A 19,310-nucleotide genomic window follows, 5' to 3' on the forward strand; every position below is an offset into this window, starting at 1 on the left:
TACTGCTAATTGAGAAACAGACTATGCCAGACAAGATTTCCACATCAGCACTAGCCAAACAAAAAGGGATAGAAGCGAAGGCTCTATTCAGTGATTTGAAAACAGCTGGCTATATCGTGCGTTCACAGGAGCGTTGGGTACTCACAGAACGAGGCGAAAGCTTTGGTGGGGAGTATGTCGAACACAAGAAGTTTGGTGTCTTTATTGTCTGGCCAGAAAAACTACTCATCGACCTAGATTCTTTCTCTGGAAAAACGCTAACGGCAACTCAACTAGGCAGTGCCTTTCAACTTAGCGCAAAAAAAATTAACCTGTTGCTCAGCGAGCTTGGTTGGATAACACGTGAAGAAGATGGTTGGCATGTCACCTCAACAGGCTTAAAAGCAGGCGGTGAGCAAAGGGAAGATAAAGCGACTCAAAACCTATTTGTGGTATGGCACGATTCGTTGGTTCGCAATAAACGTTTGAAGCAGTCTGTTGTCGAATTTCTAGGGCATGATGCTGAAAGCCACTCTACCGATGTCTCGTTTTCTAGCTTTCGTCAGAAATTTGAGGCGAAACACCGAACCTTAGACGGACATTATGTACGTTCAAAGGGAGAGCTGATCATCGATAACTGGCTTTATATGGCGGGAGTGGTTCATGCCTATGAACGTCCGCTCCCGATATCAAAAGAAGTAATGAGCGATTTCTACCTGCCAAGCGGCAAGGTATACATTCAATTCTGGGGAACAGATTCAGGCCCTATAGAAGAAGACAAACGAAATGCGACCAAGAAAGTTTACCAAGAGCACGGTTTTAGCTTGATTGAACTTAACCCTGAAGATATCCCAAACCTCGACAGTGTACTTCCCTCTTTATTACGCCAATATGGAATCAAAGCGTACTAACTGGCTGATTTTCGAAAACCAACACACATCCAGATCACACTAATCAAATCATTATGGACATTATTAACCATAGTGATTTGATGTGTTCGCTATTTTTCCCAAGCCAATCTTCTATTATCTTACACCCATCGACTTGAGCTACCGCAGATACTCGATTTATTGGGGCATGTTCGATAACCATTTAAGCGTTCAGCCTTTTAGAGGCTGACTGTTCTAGAAACGACTTCTATAGAGATATAGCCTAAATGCGTTATCCGTTTATTGTTGACGTTACCGAACATAAAACCCTACAACATTTATTATTGATAGATATTAGGATTCAACATGACTCATCCAATCATTTCAGATCTAAACACTCGCTACACAGCTAAAAAATACGATGCAGAAAAGCGCATCTCTGCGGAAGACATGGAAGTAATCAAAGAAGCACTTCGTTTGTCAGCTTCTTCTATCAACTCTCAGCCTTGGAAATTCATCATCATTGAGAGTGACGCAGCAAAACAACGCTTCCACAATACTTTCGAGAACATGTTCCAGTTTAACCAACCGCATGCGAAAGAAGCGTCACATACGATCCTGTTTGCTCACGATCCTAAGTACACTAAAGAGAAATTCGCAAAGCGTGCTGACACAGAAGTAAGCTCTGGTCACCTACCCGCTGAAATGTACGAGCAGTTCTTAGGGGCTTACGCATTCGCAGAAATGAACACAGACGAAACAGGTTTCAACGGAAACTGGACTAAGTCTCAGGTGTACATCGCGCTAGGTAACACAATGCACACACTGGCTCGTCTTGGTATTGCATCAACACCGATGGAAGGCGTAGATGCCGCTATGATCGGCGAAGAGTTTGCTGACGAACTGGAAGGTCACGTTGTTGATGTAGCGCTAGCAATCGGCTACCACAAAGACGGCGAAGACTATAACCACGGTAAACCAAAAGCACGTCTAGCTCTTGATGAAATCGTGACGACGCTTTAATTTTTAAAACGCTTTTTCGTTTTACAAAATATAGTTTCAACAGCACTTCAGACTGTTAAATTACACTGCCTTGTTTTGGCCAGACACTAGTCTGGCCTTTTTCATTTCTGTATTTCGCATCCATCTTTTCTATCTCAGCTTTAGCCATCCCAGCCGCTTTTTAGACCACCAATACTTGATCAATCCGCGTGTTCTAATTCGCGAAGCGCAGGAGTTGCGCTATAATCCCCTTTGTTGAAACAGGTTCCTCACCCTGCTCTTTCTGAGCAAACATCATTAATTTTCTTGCCAAGCCGCTATAAATTCACAAAGTCATAAAGACACCTAAGATTCATTTTAACCACAAAATTTAGCACGTCAAAATGACTCACAAAACAACACAAACACCAAACGAACACATTAAAAACAGACGCTTATAAACATGGCACAACTAGTGCAATGATGACCTTAGATATTTAAATAAGGTATTATCATTATGACTATTCACGTTAAATCAAATGTTCATTGGGTTGGCGTCCACGATTGGGAAACAGAACACTTCCATGGTAAGGAATACCACATGAACAAAGGTACCAGTTATAACTCGTACCTGATTCGTGAAGAGAAAACGGTGCTTGTTGATACCGTTGATCATCGCTTTACTGAACAATTCCTTGCAAACCTTGAGATGGAAATCGACATCAACGAGATCGACTACATCATTTGTCAGCATGCTGAAGAAGACCACTCAGGTGCCCTTTCAGCACTATTAGCCAAAATTCCAAACACACCCGTCTACTGCACAGAAGCTGGCGTTAACTCGATTGTTGGCCATCACCATCAGCCTGACTGGAACTTCCGAACCGTTAAAACAGGCGACACGCTCGATGTCGGTAACGGTAAGCAACTCATCTTTGTTGAGATGAAAATGCTGCACTGGCCAGACTCAATGGCAACATACCTCACTGGTGACGAGATCCTGTTCAGTAACGATGCGTTCGGTCAGCACTACTGTGATGAAAACCTATTCAACGATCAGCTAGACCAAGTCGAGCTTCATGATCAATGTCTGCGTTACTTCTCGAACATCCTCACACCTTTCGCGCCTCTGGTGAAAGCGAAGATAGAAGAAGTATTGAGCTTAGGTGTGCCTATCGATGTTATCGCAACCTCTCATGGCTGTATTTGGCGCGACAACGCGACGCAAATTGTTGAGCAATACTACGAGTGGTCTAAAGCCTACAAAGAAGATCGTATCACCATTGTTTACGACACCATGTCGAACAACACTCGCATGATGGCTGACGCAATCGCAAAAGGTATTCGTAAAGGCAGCCCGGAAACAGCAATCAAGGTCTTCAATATCTCTAAGCACGATAAGAATGACATCCTTGCCAATATCTTCCGTTCAAAAGGGGTTCTAGTCGGTTCATCGACCATGAACAATGTGATGATGCCGCAAATCGCAGCGCTACTAGAAGAAATACACGGACTGCGCTTTGCTGGTAAAAGAGCCGCGGCATTTGGTTCTTCAGGTTGGACAGGTGGCGCAGTAAAACGTATCGACGCTCGTTTACATGAAGCTAACTTCGAAGTCAGTGCGCCACAACACATCCATTGGAAACCAGACACAGACGCGCTTCGCCAATGTATCGATTACGGCATGACACTGGCCGAGGTTTGGCGTGTAGAAGCAGATGAAGTGAGCACACCGAAACAAGTATCACGTAATGTAACACCGCTTGAAGCCACACCAGCACCGGCAAACACCACTGCCGAGCTCAAAGACACGACAGAGCAGGAAACAGAAGTAGCTCAAGATAAGTCAGTACACACTGCAGATTGCACTTGCTGGCGCTGCACAGTGTGTGAATGGGTATATGACCCACAGTTGGGTGAACCCTACCAAGGCGTTGAGCCAGGAACACCTTGGGCACAAGTGCCGGATGACTTCCTTTGCCCAGAATGCCATTTAGGCAAAGAAGTATTTGTGGAGAAGTAGCATGTCGAACATTGTGATTGTGGGTGGTGGTTTCGCCGCCCTACAAACCATAAAGATGGTACGTAAAATTGACCAAGATATCGCGATAACCATGATCACGGCAGATGCAGGGGTTGAGTACAGTAAGCCGAATCTTTCACACGTATTCAGCCAGGCTCAAACACCGCAAGCTTTAGCCGTTAATAACGCTCAGCAATTAGCAGAGCAGTACAACGTAGTCGTCAAAACCAAGGCTTTAGTCAGCGAAATCGATACCAAGCAGCAGTGTGTTCGTGTTGATGGACAAACTATCCATTATTCGAAGTTGGTATTAGCAACGGGCGCGACGCCTTTTATACCACCAGCGGAAGGGCTTAAACGCAGCGCGACCATTACGTTAAATAGTTTGGAAGAGTTCAAGAAACACAAAGCTCAGATCGATGACGCTCAGCGCATCACCGTGATGGGTGGAGGCTTGATTGGGGTCGAGCTCGCGTTCGACCTTCAAACTGCGGGCAAAGATGTCACGATTATCGAACCTGCAAGTTATCTGTTGAATAGCCTTGTGCCACCTTTCGTTTCGCTTGAGTTGGAAAGAGAACTGACAAAAGCGGGGGTTACCGTCGAAACCGACTCTGCGATTTGCCGAGCGACTTACCTGTCTGATGGAGTTAGGCTACAAACCACCTCTTCTCGGCTAATACGAGCAGATATCGTGATTGCCGCAGCAGGGCTAAGACCAAACGCGCAGTTAGCCACGCAAGCGGGAATAGAAGTAAACAGAGGCGTTGTGGTCGATGACACCCTGAAAACCAGTGCTAACAATGTGTATGCGATTGGTGATTGCGCTGAAATTGAAGGACGTGTAATGGCCTATTTGCAGCCAGCCATTTTGTCGGCAAACGTGTTGGCGAAGCAGCTGACTAAGGATAAAGGAGACATCAAAGTGGGCGAAGGGAAGCTCAGCTTGCCTCATATGATCACCAAGGTGAAAACACCGAGTTATCCTATTCAGCTCGCAGGGCGCGATATTCACACTGCTCAGAGCTGGGAAACTCGATTCGATCCTAAAGGCATTGTCGCTAAAGGCTTCAATGAAGATGATCAGTTGGTTGGATTCATTGTCACTGGAGAACACACCAAAGCCGCGTTCCCTCTTCTTAAAGAGCTACAAGCAAGCTCACCCGCATAAGTTCTAGAGGCGCTAATACAAAAAAAGCCAGTCAACAGACTGGCTTTCTTGTATTCATCTTAGTGCGATTAGCTCATCGCATTTAAGCACAGGCGAACATTAACCGATAAACGAGATGTAACCTTGAAGGATGATCAGGTTAACGATATCGATAAAGAAGGCACCAACGATTGGCACAACCATGAAGGCTTGTGGCGACGGACCGAATCGGTTCACCAAAGAACCCATATTCATTACCGCTGTTGGTGTTGCACCTAGGCCGAAACCACAGTGACCACCCGCCATAACCGCTGCGTCGTAGTTAGAACCCATTACTTTGAACGTCACAAAGTAAGAGAAGATACCCAACACCACAGCCTGAACCGCAAGGATAACCAAGAACGGAATCGCAAGGTCAAAGATATTCCAAAGCTTAAGGCTCATTAGCGCCATCGCTAGGAACAGTGACAATGACACCGTACCAAGAATATCGACCGTTTCACTGTCGGTTTTATGCAGCTTAGTCACTTCAAAAACATTAGTGATGAACACACCGATAAACAACGCGTAAACGAAGTCAGGAATCATCAACCAAGAAATTTCAAAAGTCGCCACCCACTCTTCTAGGTATTTCGCCCCCGAGATACAGATAAGAAGGATGAACAACACCTCAATCACCTTCTTCGCCGTCACTTTGTCTTCTTCATACTCGTTATAAGTAACAAGTTCAGGGAAGCGTTCGTGCGTTTGCGTGCCAGTACCGTACTCAGATTCAAGCTGGTTTTTATCAATCAGCTTTTGCGCCACTGGGCTACCGATAATACCACCGATGATCAAACCAAAGGTCGCTGAAGCCATTGCGATTTCTAACGTATTTGCAATGCCAAACGTGTCTGCAAAAGTTTGAGACCAAGCCGCGCCTGTACCGTGACCACCCGAAAGGGTGATAGAGCCAGCAATCAAACCCATCAAGGGCTCAAGGCCTAGTGTCGTTGCTAAGGTTACGCCTACACCGTTTTGGATAATGATGTAAACCGAAGCCACCCCTAAGAATAGGAATACCTTGGCACCACCTTTCATCAGCTGTGTGTAGTTAGCTGCAAGGCCGACCGTTGCAAAGAACATCAACATAAATGTGTTCTGCAAGGGCAAAGAAAACTCAAGATCAAGGCCGTTAAAGTGCAGGGCTGTAATAGCAAAAGCGACAATCAAGCCGCCGACAATGGGCTCTGGGATATTGTACTTTTTGAGAACAGGAAGCTTTGCATTGACGAAATGACCTAGAAACAAAACACTAATCGCGATTAGGAAGGATTCTAGTGGTCCAATTGAAATTAATTGATTCATATAACCTCTATTTTTTTACGTTCTCATCTTCCTTAACGAGTCTAGTTTTATCTGTAATTATCTGTGCTGCTCTACCTATATTTATACAAACTGGAGAGAAATTGTAGATTCGAAAAGCGAACACATTACTGCGTTCACTTGGTGCCATGTTAGTGGCACGTTAACTTTTATAGGAGATAAAAGGATTTGTGACAACAATCACCTCTAAAAAGTTGAAAACGGCGTGAGTATTCTTACCGCTGACTCTGCTTTTTTAATACCTAAAAAAGCAAAAAGGAGCTATTGCTAGCTCCTTTTTCATCACCATCACTGGCAATTAGAATTTTTTCGGTGCGTAACCCGTCATAACCTCAATGCGAAGCTCTTTACCGATCTTGGTCATTGGGTGAACAATTACTAATCCTTTAACAGACTTTTTAAGTTTACCCATATCCGCTTGTTCAGCCTTAGTAATCTCACGCTTAAATGGCATATCAACCAGAGACTTACGCTCTTGGTTCACATCGTAGCTTTCTTTATGTTTCAGCTGAGCGATTTTCTTGGTTAGCTTCTTAATCTCATCTTCAAATTGACGAACAACAGGACGATCATTACGAGTTTTAGCAGCCGCTAACTTGTTGCGACACTTGTCTAGACGGTTGTTAATTTGTTGAAGTTCGTTTTTAACACTCATAATAATTTCCTAAGATTTAACAAGCCAATTCGGATTGGGGCGCGGAGTATAGCACAAGGGTTCACTTGAACCGAAATTTATCTTAAACATCGCTACCTAAAAGAACCATTTAAGACCAACACAATAGGTCCAAACACAGAAACGCCCTTATTCTTTCGTGTAAACAATAAGGGCGAATGAGCATTTCCTACGGAGCTGATTGACCCCATATTTTTTCGCGAAATTGAGGAATAAGTTGGCTAGCACCAAATTCATTCAGGTGATCGTCATCAACGTATGTTGGGTGATTGTTGATATCCCCTCGGCACTGCTGATCATCACAAAATATCGGTTCAGGGTCTATAAGAGTAACTCGACAGTTTTGGCTGATTTTTTCATAAGATTTCGTAATCAATGCGGTTCTTTGTCGGTACTCTTCAAGAGGAATAGAAACCGAAATATCAGATTGATTTAAAATCGAATACTTATACATAGTTTTGGGTACATCTTTCTTCAATTCAGGGACTGGCTTGACCAAATAAACAGGGTTAGATTGACTAAGCTCGCACATGGTCTTTTCAAAACTGGATAAGATTGAGTTTAGGTACTCCTCCGATCTGGTCTGAAACCTTTTATCTCCTGCTATTAAACTGATCTTTTCGTTGTCACTTTGCCATCCATCTTCATTCGAACCATATAGATAGCCACCCATTCTGTTAATGACAACAACAGGAACGTTAAGGTAGTTAGTTTTAGCTTTAATCAACGATACTGAGACAAAATCCCCACATTCTTCTGATAACTCACCACTAGAGAGCACTCTTTTAATACCTGAAATCGTTGGACATGCGCTTCTCGTCCAGTCGATGACCGATGTATCGTTAGGTGCTGACGCTTCAACACTTCTCACTATCGATGCGCCATGACTATCGCCTAAGACAATCGCGGATACGGGTCCCGATCCATAGTGACACTCAGGAGACGGTCCAAATTCGACGTGACACTCTCCGCTTCGTGGATTCCGGTCATAGACACTTTGTGCAATGACTAGCTGTGTTTTATCCAGGCGCCAAAGTAATCCTTCACTTTCATAAATAACCTGCCCTATCAAGGCAATAAAGGAAGCAAGAATGAGAGGGTAATAGTTCAAAAAGAACTTACCGCCTTTGGGTGTCTCCTTAGGTCGGTAACTTTCAATGAACTTAAATGAAAGGATCCCCATCAATACCGATACAATTACTCCAACTATATTGTGAGTAATAGTGTTGCTCGTGAGGTTCTTAATGAAAACATTAATAGGCCAATGCCAGAGATAAATTGAGTAGGAACATAACCCAACCCCTTGTATCAGCCGTGATTTATGAACGGTAAAATTGAGGTCCAAATTTAAAAGCAGAATTATCGCGGTAGCAATGACTGGAATAAGCGTCACATGACTCGGCCAAAGTGTGCTGCTGTCTATCAGGAAAGGGGAAATAAACAATGAAGCAATAGCAACTAACAGCAATAACTGAACATTAGATTTTTTGAATTCAATGGGCTCTCTTTTCAAAGCAACTACCGAACCTGCGAGCAGTTCCCATGCACGAGACGGTAATGTGTAATAAGAAGCTGAGCTCCCCAAATACGCATAGTTATAAGCTAGACTTCCTATCAGAGTTGTTCCAATAGCAACGGCCGCACCTTTAGCTCCGAATAACTTGTAGGTCGCCATTAAAACAAGAGGATATAATATATAGAATTGCCATTCTACGGATAAAGACCAAGTGTGAAGCAACCACTTGCTTTGCGCGGCCACATCAAAGTATCCCGACTCTTTTAAATAGGTATGGTTAGAAACAAACCCGACACTGGTGAGAATATGCTTACCTAGTTTTCTTAACGCCCAAGGGTCTAGGTAAATAATGCCAACGAGTAACACAACAAGGCACATGACCGCTAAAGCAGGAATAATGCGTTTTGCTCTCGCTAAATAAAAGTCCTTTAATGAGAAGGTACTAGTTTCCAAACTCGACATGATAATTTTTGTCATCAGGAAACCTGAAATGACAAAAAACACATCCACACCTAAAAAGCCGCCAGTGATAAAACCCGGAAAAAAATGGAAAATGACGACGATTGAGACAGCTAATGCACGTAATGCATTGATGTCATACCTGAAATTTTTATTCATTATTTGTTCGTTATAACCTTAAATCAATAAACACACTAAAACTACCCACAATGACATTAGCGTAATACGCTGGTTTCATTACGCTTCTGTTCTCACTTGCAGTTTTAGTAGTACTCCAATAAACACAAAGTACATGACAGCTAAATCACCATTCCTGAAAGGTGAATCGAATAGACACATCAAAGAAAAGTAAATGACCGGTAACAATACAATAGGAGATAGCTTGTATCTTGAATTAAACAAAGGGTACATCAAGCTAAGCATGAGCAGGGCAATGCCTACCAAACCGGATGAAGCAGCTTTATCAATATAGTTGTTATGAAGATGCGCATTAACGATAAACCTCTTTCCTGAATTTGTTGGAGTAAATGAGAGTTTATCTAATTGCGCTTCTTTATCTCCTCCAATGCCTAACAAGGGGCTATCCACAAAGAAATCGAACCCTGCTTGATACATTTGTAATCTCAAGCCAATGGAAGTATCCATGTTGCCTTGTGATATCTGATGGTACTCATGCAAGCTATAGTCAATACGTTCACTTACCACGTCATATTTCGACATCAAAAACACAGAGAAAACAACCATGACACTACTACCAAGCAGCGTCTTGTACTGGCGATTCTCTATCATCATTTTGAATAGGACAACTAAACCAATAATAATAACGGCTAGTAGAGGTCCTCTTGAGCCCACAAAAAACATGGATAGAAAGCCTATAAATGCCGAGGTAGCTATTGCTTGGGGCATTTTCCCTTCATACGAAATACAGCCAAGTGCGAGCAACATAATAACGGAGAAGCCTTGAATCGAAGCAATTACAAGAGCATTAGATGGTAAACTCATCCGATCCACAGAGAGAAAGAAGATATGATAAATAACGAGGATAGTAGAGCTGACAACAGACGTGATACATAGATTCTGTATGTCCGATAACTTAACAAAGCCATTTCGATAAAAAAGGAAAAATACGAGAGCAATCAAAGTTGCCCTCAGCTCTTGACTACTGAAGCCATGCAACTCGTAAGATATAGTGGAAAAAATAGAGAGCAAGAGCAGTATCCACACCCAGCCATCTTCAAACCAGTCATGCTTCTCCTTGTTTTTTCGGTACAAAAGAGCACAACAGGCCGCAATCAATAAAGTGATACCCGCAAGAGGCTTACTCCCCTGACCTAACCACACCTGAACGGTAACAATCCAAAACAAAGGCAGTGTAATGAGTATCTTTTGAATTAAATTCGTGTTGATTCTAACCATAACTAATCTAAAAATGCTGAAAAGAGTTGCACTCTAAAACAAACTTGCCACTGTCGCAAATGAACTGTAGTGACATACAGCGGAAAACAAAGAAACTAGTCCCTTTAGGGCATTGTCCATGAATCATTTACCTATAATTCATATGTCCAAACTCAGCCCATCTAACGGCTTTGGCATCAAACTCCAAAACCACGACTAGATAGGTTAGCTTAAGTCTTCTGTCTTACGTATTAGGAGTTAGGAGTTAGGAGCTTAAACCCTAGACCTTTACTTTATACTTAAGATCTTGGGCTTCATCGCCAGTCATGCCTCGAAAGCCCCAGCAATGCGATGGCTGCTCCTTGATGGTGATCTCGATATCAATGGGAGAGATGGCCAGCTGCTTTTCTATTTCAGAAAATATCTTCTTAATCAGGCGCTTTTTGGTGTTCACCGCTCGCCCTTCCATTATATTGATCTCTATGACGGTGTAAGCTTCTGTTCGCCCTTCGGGATAAAAGAAATCATCTCTTTCTAATGGTACAAACCGATGCGCTCGTTTGTCATCAGGTAACCCCATCTCACTGTTCAAACATTGTTGTAAGACATTAGAAAGCTGTAACTTAATCGGATTTAAGCACTCTTTGATACCATAAATAACGATCATGACCATTCCTTTGATGTGATGTCAGGTAAAGAAGAACTAAGAGATAAGCAACGTAAGATAAGCGTGTCACTTATTATCTATCCATTGACTAATTCTTAACCCATATTACCTAATGACGTAAGTTAAAAAAGGTTAAACCGATTAAATTGCGAATAAACGCGACAAAAAACCATGTCTCCCTCTCTCTAACTTCCTGTTCAATACATCACCCCACATTGATCGAACTTCAACGAGCACGCGTATACATCTCTGAATTACGTACGAATCAAATCCGTACAGACTCAACCATGTATGAACTAAGGAGTGCTATGTGCCGAATTCAGCTGAGAAGATCACACGGATAGAAACCGAACCAGAGGCACTCGTAGAGTCTTCTCTCGAGCTCGCCATATTTCCCCTTCCGATATTCCTTCTGCCCGGAGGTCGTCAGAGGCTACGCATCTTTGAACCAAAATATCTTGCTATGGTTGTACATGCGGCCCAAGGAGATGGGTTCATTATTGCCACCCAAGACAGCACCAACTCTGAACATCTCAGTTCTTGGGGAACCAAAGTGTCCATCGTTGATTTCAACATGTCTGACGACCAAATTTTGGAAATCGATGTCGAAGGTCAACAACTGGTTCAGCTTCAGGGATCATTTCGAGACGACGATGACCTGATAAAAAGCCAATTCAGGTTATTACCTCATTGGCCAGATCTAGAATGCAAAGTACCGAACGTATTTACTGCATTCTTGATACAGCTGTTTCGAGACCACGATTCAATCAGAACGCTCTACCCCACTCCAGACTTCGAAAGTCCACGATGGATCTGTGCGCGATTACTCGAAATGATGCCTATCCCATTGGAAAAGAAAACAGAATTTACCGAACCCGCTAGCTTTCCTTCTTTAGTTCCTTTTTTAAATCAAATCATTACGGGGCAATAAGCACTTTTCTTCACTATAATTTTGTATAGTGGAAATTAATTTAAATTAAAGTGATCCCGACCTTCTCCTTTCACGTAGTGCCACTCAAATTCGCATGATGGTTAAGTACTATGCAAGTCGAAAGCAGAAGTTCAGGGAACGGCAAGGAGCATGTCATTATCCCCGACAACAAACTACCTAATGAAAATAAGGTACCTACAGAGCTCTCAAGCTGGTTGATTTTGGTTGGTTCAGACCGAGACAAACAAGCCTTCACCTGTTTGTTCAAGTTCTTCGCACCTAAGATCAAGCGTTTTGGAATCAGCAAATTGGGCAGCGAGGCTGCTGCAAACGAGCTAGTTCAAGACACAATGACTAACGTTTGGAAGAAAGCGCATCTCTACAACGAAGAGAAAGGCGCTGGGACTACTTGGGTCTACACCGTGATGCGAAACGCTGCTTTCGACATGCTAAGAAAGGTAAAAGCTAAAGCAGAGCAAACCATCGCTGACGACATTTGGCCAATAGATGCAATGGTCGCGGAATCTCAAAGTGATGAATTACCGTTTGGTGATCATTTGATGAGCCGCCATGTAATGACTCAAATAGAGAAGTTGCCTTTGGCTCAGAAAACGATTGTTAAAGGCGTTTACTTTCAGGAGTTGTCACAAGAGCAACTCGCTCAACAACTTGGCGTCCCACTTGGAACCGTGAAATCACGTCTAAGACTCGCTTTAGCCAAACTTAAGGTTCACATGGGGGAACAAGATCATGATTAAACACCACCCAAATGCCGCAATTTTGAAAGATTTTGTCGATGGCACACTCGCAGACTCAGTTTCTTTGATTGTCTCTAGCCATGTAGAACTGTGTGAACACTGCCAACAACAAGTAAGCATGCTGACGGCGCAAGCTGCTGACACTGTCTTTGAAAGCGATACATCTGCCTTTGAAAGTGATACCTCAGGGCTTCAACTTTCTGACAGCGAAATGGATGCGTTCCTATCCGATGATGAGGAATTTGATTTTGATGCGATTGCTCAAATCACTGCTGATTCATCTCAAGCTATCGAAGTGACACCCGAAGTTCAGCAAGTTACGGTTGCAGACACCACGTTCACTATTCCTCGCGCGTTGAACTCAGTGGCGAGAAAAGACTGGATGAACTTAGGCAAAATTTCGCGAGCGCGACTCGATTTTGACGACGAAGCACACCACACCAGTTTGCTGCACATCGACAAAGATGGACAAGTGCCATGCCACACCCACAAAGGCTTTGAGATTACGCTTCTTTTAGAAGGCAGTTTCGAAGATGAAATGGGCGTCTACAACAAAGGCGACTTCATCTGGTTAGATGGTGACCACACTCACCAACCAGCCACCAAAGAAGGTTGTGTGTGTTTAACTGTTTCAAGTGATGCGCTTTACTTCACAAAAGGTGTGAGCCAGTTATTCAATCCACTCGGTAAATATATCTATTAGATTGAAAAGATTTACCAGGTACGTCACAAGACTCATAGAGTTGGCTAGTAAGCAAAGTAAAAACCGAACTAAAGTAATGTTTAATAAGCAACAAAACACACAATATAAGAATAACAACGAGCAATGAGCGTAAGGAATTGACCAATGGATAAAAAAATAAAAATAGGCATTAGTGCATGTGTCGCCGGTCATAAAGTTCGGTTCGATACTGGTCATAAACGTTCGCGCTTCTGCACCGACGATCTTGCAGATTACGTAGAGTTGGAACCTGTTTGCCCAGAGATGGGCATTGGGCTTCCAACGCCTCGACCAACCATCCGTCAGACAAGAATGTTAGACGACATCATCCATGTTTCTCGCCCAGATGGTTCTGGCGATGTCACCGATGAACTGATCGAGTTCGGTCAAAATTATTCAATGAACAACCAACACATCGCTGGCTTTATTGTGTGTCAGAAAAGCCCAACCTGTGGCATGGAGCGAGTAAAAATTTACCACCACCATGGGCGTGGCTCTGAATCGACAGGCGTTGGCTTGTTCACCAAACAAGTGATGGAAGGCAACCCATTACTTCCTGTTGAAGAAAATGGTCGCCTCAATGACCCTATTTTACGCGAAAACTTCATGACACGTGTCTTCACTTATCAAAAGTGGCTCAACCTTGTTGACGAAGGCGTAACTAAACACAAGCTGATTCAATTCCACAGCGCTCACAAGTACCTGGTAATGTGTCACCACATTGAAGGCTATAAGAAACTTGGGAAATTATTAGCAAGCAACGAGCTTGAAATCGATGAGTTGGCAAAACAATATATTGAAGGCTTGATGACGGCATTATCTCACCACGCGAACCGTGGTAGCCACGCCAATACTCTGCATCATTTGCAAGGTTACTTTAAGAAACAATTGAGTAGCGCGCACAAGCAAGAGCTTACCAATCAGATTTCATCATTCAGAGAAGGGCTAGTTCCTCTGTTAGTTCCACTAACACTGATTAACCACTACTTGATGGAATACCCAAACGAGTACCTTGAATCACAGGTTTATCTAAACCCGCACCCACAAGAACTTAAGCTGAGATACGGATATTGAGCGACATTCTATGGATAAGACGAGACCTAAGGATTCACGATAATCCAGCGCTCGTCTCTGCAGTTGAAAACGGCGTCTCTATCGCCGTTTTTATTTCAACGCCACAGCAATGGCAGCAACACCACCTTGCGCCAATCAAAGCCGATTTAATCTATCGTCACCTGCAGCAACTTGAATCCCAACTCGCTGAATTTGGGATCGATCTTCTACACCTCAAAGCCCGCGATTTTGACGACCAAGCCGTACAACTCACTCATCTATACAAACAGCTTGATGCGACGTGTGTTTACGCAAATTCTGAGCCTGAAGTAGACGAGCAGTTACGTGACAAACGCTTAATCGCTAGCGGTATAAAACTGAAGATAACCGACTGCGATACGATTCTGCCATTAGGTAGCGTGCTGAATAAACAAGGTGAGATGTTCAAGGTTTTCACACCTTTCAAAAACGCATGGTTAAAAGAAGTGCAAGCGAAAGGCATCATTTGCAGCCACGCTCCAGTGCATTCAACAGGATCAGCGCAAGCAGGTTCATCTGAAACGGATTCGATTCAGAATCCATCACAACTGAAACAATCGTTAAGTGGTTTTTCTGGCGAGTACGATTTTGACTTTCCGCGTGTTGATTCAAGCCGTTGGCCACTAAGCCAAGACGTCCTTGAGAGCGTGATTCCCAATTTCTTAAGCAATAAAGTTAATGACTATTCTCGCTTTAGAGACATTCCCTCGATAAAAGGCACGTCTGGCCTTTCCTCTTATTTGGCGATTGGCGCTGTAAGCCCACGTTGGTTAGCGATTCAGTTGATACAGCAACAACCCGATTTGTTGTTTGACACACAACTGCCAGCCTTTTCTTGGCTTAATGAATTGATTTGGCGAGATTTTTATAAGCATTTGATGTTCCATCATCCTAAACTGGTTAAAGGTGCGAACTTTCAGCAGAAATACAACGGCTTAGATTGGTATCACGACAACCCTAGCTTCAAGGCGTGGTGCGAAGGAAAAACCGGATATCCATTGGTTGATGCAGCAATGCGTCAATTAGTTGAGACAGGCTGGATGCACAACAGGCTAAGAATGGTGGTGGCAAGCTTCCTAACCAAGAACCTGCTGATCGATTGGCGTTGGGGCGAACGTTTCTTTATGTCGCACCTTATCGACGGAGACTTTAGTGCCAACAATGGTGGCTGGCAGTGGGCTTCAAGTACGGGCTGTGATGCTCAACCTTACTTCCGAATTTTCAATCCAATCACTCAGAGTGAAAAGTTTGATCCAAAAGGAATTTTTATTCGTAAGTACATACCAGAGCTGCAAAATATCCCAGATAAGCATGTGCACTTCCCACATGACTTTATCGCTAAAAACGGAATAGACAGCGAATACTGGCAACCCATCGTTGAGCATAAAGAAGCACGATTGAGAGCCTTAGCCTTCTTCAAATAATTAGAGTGAATATTATGGATAACTCTCTATGGCTTGATAACTTTCTCAACATGTATCGAGAACTCGGAACCGACAATTTCGACGTGCTTAAGACGGTTTATCACCCTGATATTGAATTCCAAGACCCGCTGCATCATGTCAGCGGCATTTCGGCGCTTACGCACTACTTCGAGAACCTCTACACCCAGGTAACGAGCTGTTACTTCCATATCGAACACACTTTCGAAGTGAACGACGAAGCTTCGGTGTATTGGACAATGCAGTTTGCTCACAAGCAATTAAATGGGCAAAGGCCAATCGAAGTACAAGGACACAGCCACCTCAAGATGCTCGACGGCCAAGTGGTTTATCACAGAGACTATCTTGATGTCGGCTCTATGTTGTACGAACACATTCCTGTTCTGGGCTGCGCCATCAAATCCATCAAAAAGAGAGCGAGCCAATAATGCGTATTATGATCACAGGCGCGACCTCAGGTATCGGCCAATCACTCGCTATAGATTATGCTCAACAAGGGCATGAGGTGATTGCTTGCGGCCGTAATCAAGACAAACTGCAAGCTTTAGTTGATTCTCACGAGACAGACCTATCGCACTCGTCAATTGACCCACTCTGTTTTGATTTGACCGATTACCACAATTTCCCTGCACTCGAACAAGATAAGCAGCTCGACCTACTGATCTTGAACGCGGGTGATTGTGAGTACATCAACGACCCCGTGAATTTTGATGCCGAGCTTTTCGAGCGCGTCATCAACATCAATCTAATTTCAATTGGCTACGCCCTTAAAGCCTGGTTAAAAAACATTAAGCCGGGCGGCCGTTTGGTTTTAGTAAGCTCCAGCGCCAGCTTTTTACCTTTGCCAAGAGCCGAGGCTTATGGCGCTTCAAAGGCAGCCCTCACCTACTTAGGCAGAACACTGTCGGTTGATCTGGCCGAGCACAATATTCATGTCTCAATTGTGCACCCAGGCTTTGTTGAAACGCCATTAACCGAGCGAAATACCTTCTCTATGCCTATGATTATTAGTAGTGAGGCCGCAACTCAGCGAATCGTAAATGGTATTGCTCAAGGAAAGAGTGAAATCGATTTCCCAAGACGATTCATCATGTTGATGAAGCTACTAAGAATGCTTCCAACTCCAGTTTGGCAAAAACTCGCTTCAAGGATGGTATAACAATGAAGAAAATCGCCATTATAGGTTCAGGCATCTCTGGACTGACTTGCGCACACATATTAGATAAGCACCACGACGTGACCGTATTCGAAAAGAACGATTATGTTGGGGGCCACACCGCTACCGTTGATATTGAACATCAAGGCTCGGCGTTTTCGATAGATACAGGTTTCATAGTATTCAACGATCGAACCTACCCGAATTTCAATCAGCTACTCGTACAACTCGGTGTTGAAAGGCAACCGACCGAAATGAGCTTCAGCGTACACAACACCACAACTAAATTCGAATACAACGGCCATAGCATCAATTCGTTATTCGCGCAGAGGAGTAACATCTTCAAACCTCAGTTCTGGTCTTTAGTGTCAGACATTCTCAAGTTCAACAAACTGTGTAAGGCTCAATTCGAAAGTAACGAGTTCACACCGGATGTTACCTTGGGCAACTTCCTACGTGAAAACCAGTTTTCCGACTTTTTCAGCCAGCATTACATCCTACCGATGGGCGCAGCAATTTGGTCGACAAGCTTAGAGGAAATGGAAGAATTTGAGCTTAAATTCTTCATTCAATTCTTCTACAACCACGGGCTACTCGACATCGCGAACCGTCCACAATGGTATGTAATTCCTAAAGGGTCGCGCTCTTACGTTGAAATCATCCTTTCACGCTTGAACAAATCCGTCGCTTTGAACACATCGATCAAACAAGTCACTCGCAATGAAGCGGGCGTCACGATTGAATTTGAAGATGGCGCTACACAAGACTTCGACGAAGTGATATTTGCTTGTCACTCAGACCAAGCGTTACGTTTACTCGGCGATGCGACAGAGCAAGAGCAACAGGTTCTAGGCGAGATCCCATACAGTCGTAATGAAGTGGTTCTGCACACTGATACCCGATTGTTACCAGACAGGAAGCTGGCATGGGCAAGTTGGAACTACATGTTGGATGGCGACAGTAAACGACCTGCCTGTGTGACTTACAACATGAACATTCTGCAAGGCATCGAAAGCCAAGACACCTTCTGTGTCACCTTGAATCAGAGCGAAGCCATCGACCCAGAAAAAATCATTCGCAGCTTTGTTTATCATCACCCGGTACTTAACTCGAACACGGTAGAAGCTCAGCACAAGCGCGAACAGATCTGTGGCAAAAAACAGACGCACTTCGCCGGCGCATACTGGTACAACGGCTTCCATGAAGACGGTGTCCACAGTGCACTCGATGTGACCAAACGCTTCGGTTTAGATTTGAGTACGAGTTCAGCGCTATGAACAGTCAAACCCTAACATCCGAAATGGAGATCGCATCCGAAAAGAGTGAAGAGCTCAGCGGGATCTATTGGGGCAACGTCAGACACCGCCGCTTTGGCGACATCACTCATGAGTTCAGCTATCAGCTGTATATGATGGGGTTAGATCTTGATGAGCTGCCCCAAACCACAGCGCGCAGTGCGCTGTTCGGAACTCGTTGGTTCAACCCGATTCGCTTTGTCGAATCGGATTATCTCGCTGAAAAAAAAGAAAATCTCACCACGGATGAACCAAAATCACTTAAGCAACGTATAGCTTCCAAAGTGCAACAACTTGGTGGGGTTTGGTCTGATTCAAACCGTGTGACGATGCTGGCTCAGTGCCGCTGTTTAGGCATCTACTTCAGCCCAATCAACTGTTTCTTCTGTTACGACGAAACAGGAGATTGTAAGTACATGTTGGCTGAGGTGAGTAACACCCCTTGGCGAGAAAGACACTACTATCTCATCGACATGCACCAAGAATTGAAGGTAAAAAAAGAGTTTCACGTTTCGCCGTTCATGGATTTGAACATGACTTACTTTTGGAAGATTAAGCCACCAGCGAAACGCACGTTAGTCCACATCGAAAGCCGCCGAGACGACAAGCTTTTCGATGCGACACTAGCCCTGACGAAGCAGTCAGTAACCAAGGCAAACATTAGACGAACGGTATTCAAGATTCCGGCGATGACGATAAAAGTCGTGATGGGCATTTATTATCAGGCTCTCAAATTATTCCTGAAAAAAGTACCGTTTGTGGCGCATCCAGACTCAACATCTTAAGCGCTTAAAACAGAAATCAATTGAAGCTTGGGTTCGCTCCAACCAAGGAGCAA

General features: G+C 43.8%; 18 protein-coding genes. 13 read left to right on the forward strand and 5 right to left on the reverse strand.

The features are described 5' to 3' along the window. Nucleotides 1-23: 23 nt before the first annotated feature. The 4 genes from ACED25_RS04845 (at nt 24) to norW (ending at nt 5,023) form a co-directional block, all read left to right on the forward strand. Nucleotides 24-890, forward strand: a complete 867-nt coding sequence (locus tag ACED25_RS04845) for a hypothetical protein (RefSeq protein WP_009846100.1) — start codon at nt 24-26, stop codon at nt 888-890. Between the two features lie 324 nt (nt 891-1,214). Then, a complete protein-coding gene (locus tag ACED25_RS04850) occupies nt 1,215-1,871 on the forward strand; it encodes an NAD(P)H-dependent oxidoreductase (protein ID WP_017107057.1) in 657 nt (218 codons plus the stop codon). Between the two features lie 475 nt (nt 1,872-2,346). Further along, nucleotides 2,347-3,852: an anaerobic nitric oxide reductase flavorubredoxin gene (gene norV / locus ACED25_RS04855; RefSeq protein ID WP_371694755.1), complete on the forward strand. Its 1,506-nt coding sequence runs from the start codon at nt 2,347-2,349 to the stop codon at nt 3,850-3,852. Nucleotide 3,853: 1 nt separating this feature from the next. Next, nucleotides 3,854-5,023, forward strand: a complete 1,170-nt coding sequence (norW, locus tag ACED25_RS04860) for an NADH:flavorubredoxin reductase NorW (RefSeq protein WP_017085007.1) — start codon at nt 3,854-3,856, stop codon at nt 5,021-5,023. Between the two features lie 99 nt (nt 5,024-5,122). On the opposite strand, the gene gltS is transcribed toward norW, so the two are convergent. The 5 genes from gltS to ACED25_RS04885 all read right to left on the reverse strand — a co-directional run bounded on the left by gltS (nt 5,123) and on the right by ACED25_RS04885 (nt 11,077). Continuing rightward, nucleotides 5,123-6,349, reverse strand: coding sequence for a sodium/glutamate symporter (gene gltS, locus ACED25_RS04865; RefSeq protein WP_371694756.1), 1,227 nt, complete (start codon nt 6,347-6,349; stop codon nt 5,123-5,125). 316 nt (nt 6,350-6,665) lie between these two features. Continuing rightward, the gene (locus tag ACED25_RS04870) at nt 6,666-7,022 is read right to left on the reverse strand and encodes a YibL family ribosome-associated protein (protein ID WP_009846095.1); all 357 of its coding nucleotides are present in this window, start codon (nt 7,020-7,022) and stop codon (nt 6,666-6,668) included. A 187-nt stretch (nt 7,023-7,209) separates the two neighbouring features. Next, the gene (locus ACED25_RS04875; protein WP_371694757.1) at nt 7,210-9,174 is read right to left on the reverse strand and encodes an acyltransferase family protein; all 1,965 of its coding nucleotides are present in this window, start codon (nt 9,172-9,174) and stop codon (nt 7,210-7,212) included. A 78-nt stretch (nt 9,175-9,252) separates the two neighbouring features. Continuing rightward, a complete protein-coding gene (locus tag ACED25_RS04880) occupies nt 9,253-10,431 on the reverse strand; it encodes an O-antigen ligase family protein (protein ID WP_371694758.1) in 1,179 nt (392 codons plus the stop codon). Between the two features lie 259 nt (nt 10,432-10,690). After that, on the reverse strand, nt 10,691-11,077 hold the full coding sequence (locus ACED25_RS04885; RefSeq protein WP_029223927.1) for a tautomerase family protein: 387 nt from the start codon (nt 11,075-11,077) through the stop codon (nt 10,691-10,693). A gap of 310 nt (nt 11,078-11,387) precedes the next feature. Here ACED25_RS04885 and ACED25_RS04890 point away from each other — a divergent pair, with 310 nt between their 5' ends. The 9 genes from ACED25_RS04890 to ACED25_RS04930 all read left to right on the forward strand — a co-directional run bounded on the left by ACED25_RS04890 (nt 11,388) and on the right by ACED25_RS04930 (nt 19,257). Continuing rightward, a complete protein-coding gene (locus ACED25_RS04890; protein ID WP_269335382.1) occupies nt 11,388-12,008 on the forward strand; it encodes an LON peptidase substrate-binding domain-containing protein in 621 nt (206 codons plus the stop codon). Nucleotides 12,009-12,118: 110 nt separating this feature from the next. Beyond that, nucleotides 12,119-12,766: a sigma-70 family RNA polymerase sigma factor gene (locus tag ACED25_RS04895; protein WP_017077063.1), complete on the forward strand. Its 648-nt coding sequence runs from the start codon at nt 12,119-12,121 to the stop codon at nt 12,764-12,766. Next, the gene (locus ACED25_RS04900; protein WP_102561835.1) at nt 12,759-13,469 is read left to right on the forward strand and encodes a ChrR family anti-sigma-E factor; all 711 of its coding nucleotides are present in this window, start codon (nt 12,759-12,761) and stop codon (nt 13,467-13,469) included. The genes ACED25_RS04895 and ACED25_RS04900 overlap by 8 nt, the downstream gene beginning before the upstream one ends. Before the next feature lie 144 nt (nt 13,470-13,613). After that, nucleotides 13,614-14,561, forward strand: coding sequence for a DUF523 and DUF1722 domain-containing protein (locus tag ACED25_RS04905; protein WP_004732716.1), 948 nt, complete (start codon nt 13,614-13,616; stop codon nt 14,559-14,561). Further along, complete coding sequence (phrB, locus tag ACED25_RS04910; RefSeq protein ID WP_371694759.1) at nt 14,558-16,003, forward strand: deoxyribodipyrimidine photo-lyase; 1,446 nt, start codon at nt 14,558-14,560, stop codon at nt 16,001-16,003. The genes ACED25_RS04905 and phrB overlap by 4 nt, the downstream gene beginning before the upstream one ends. Before the next feature lie 14 nt (nt 16,004-16,017). Further along, entirely contained in the window at nt 16,018-16,449 is a 432-nt protein-coding gene (locus tag ACED25_RS04915; RefSeq protein ID WP_371694760.1) for a nuclear transport factor 2 family protein, read from the forward strand. After that, on the forward strand, nt 16,449-17,180 hold the full coding sequence (locus ACED25_RS04920) for an SDR family NAD(P)-dependent oxidoreductase (protein ID WP_371694761.1): 732 nt from the start codon (nt 16,449-16,451) through the stop codon (nt 17,178-17,180). The genes ACED25_RS04915 and ACED25_RS04920 overlap by 1 nt, the downstream gene beginning before the upstream one ends. Before the next feature lie 2 nt (nt 17,181-17,182). Continuing rightward, complete coding sequence (locus tag ACED25_RS04925; RefSeq protein WP_371694762.1) at nt 17,183-18,454, forward strand: NAD(P)/FAD-dependent oxidoreductase; 1,272 nt, start codon at nt 17,183-17,185, stop codon at nt 18,452-18,454. Beyond that, nucleotides 18,451-19,257 carry a DUF1365 domain-containing protein gene (locus ACED25_RS04930; protein ID WP_371694763.1) on the forward strand — a complete coding sequence of 269 codons (807 nt, stop codon included), beginning with the start codon at nt 18,451-18,453 and terminating at the stop codon, nt 19,255-19,257. The genes ACED25_RS04925 and ACED25_RS04930 overlap by 4 nt, the downstream gene beginning before the upstream one ends. Nucleotides 19,258-19,310: the final 53 nt, after the last annotated feature.

Origin of the sequence: Vibrio sp. 1F263 (assembly GCF_041439035.1) — a bacterium.
GTDB lineage: Bacteria > Pseudomonadota > Gammaproteobacteria > Enterobacterales > Vibrionaceae > Vibrio > Vibrio tasmaniensis_A.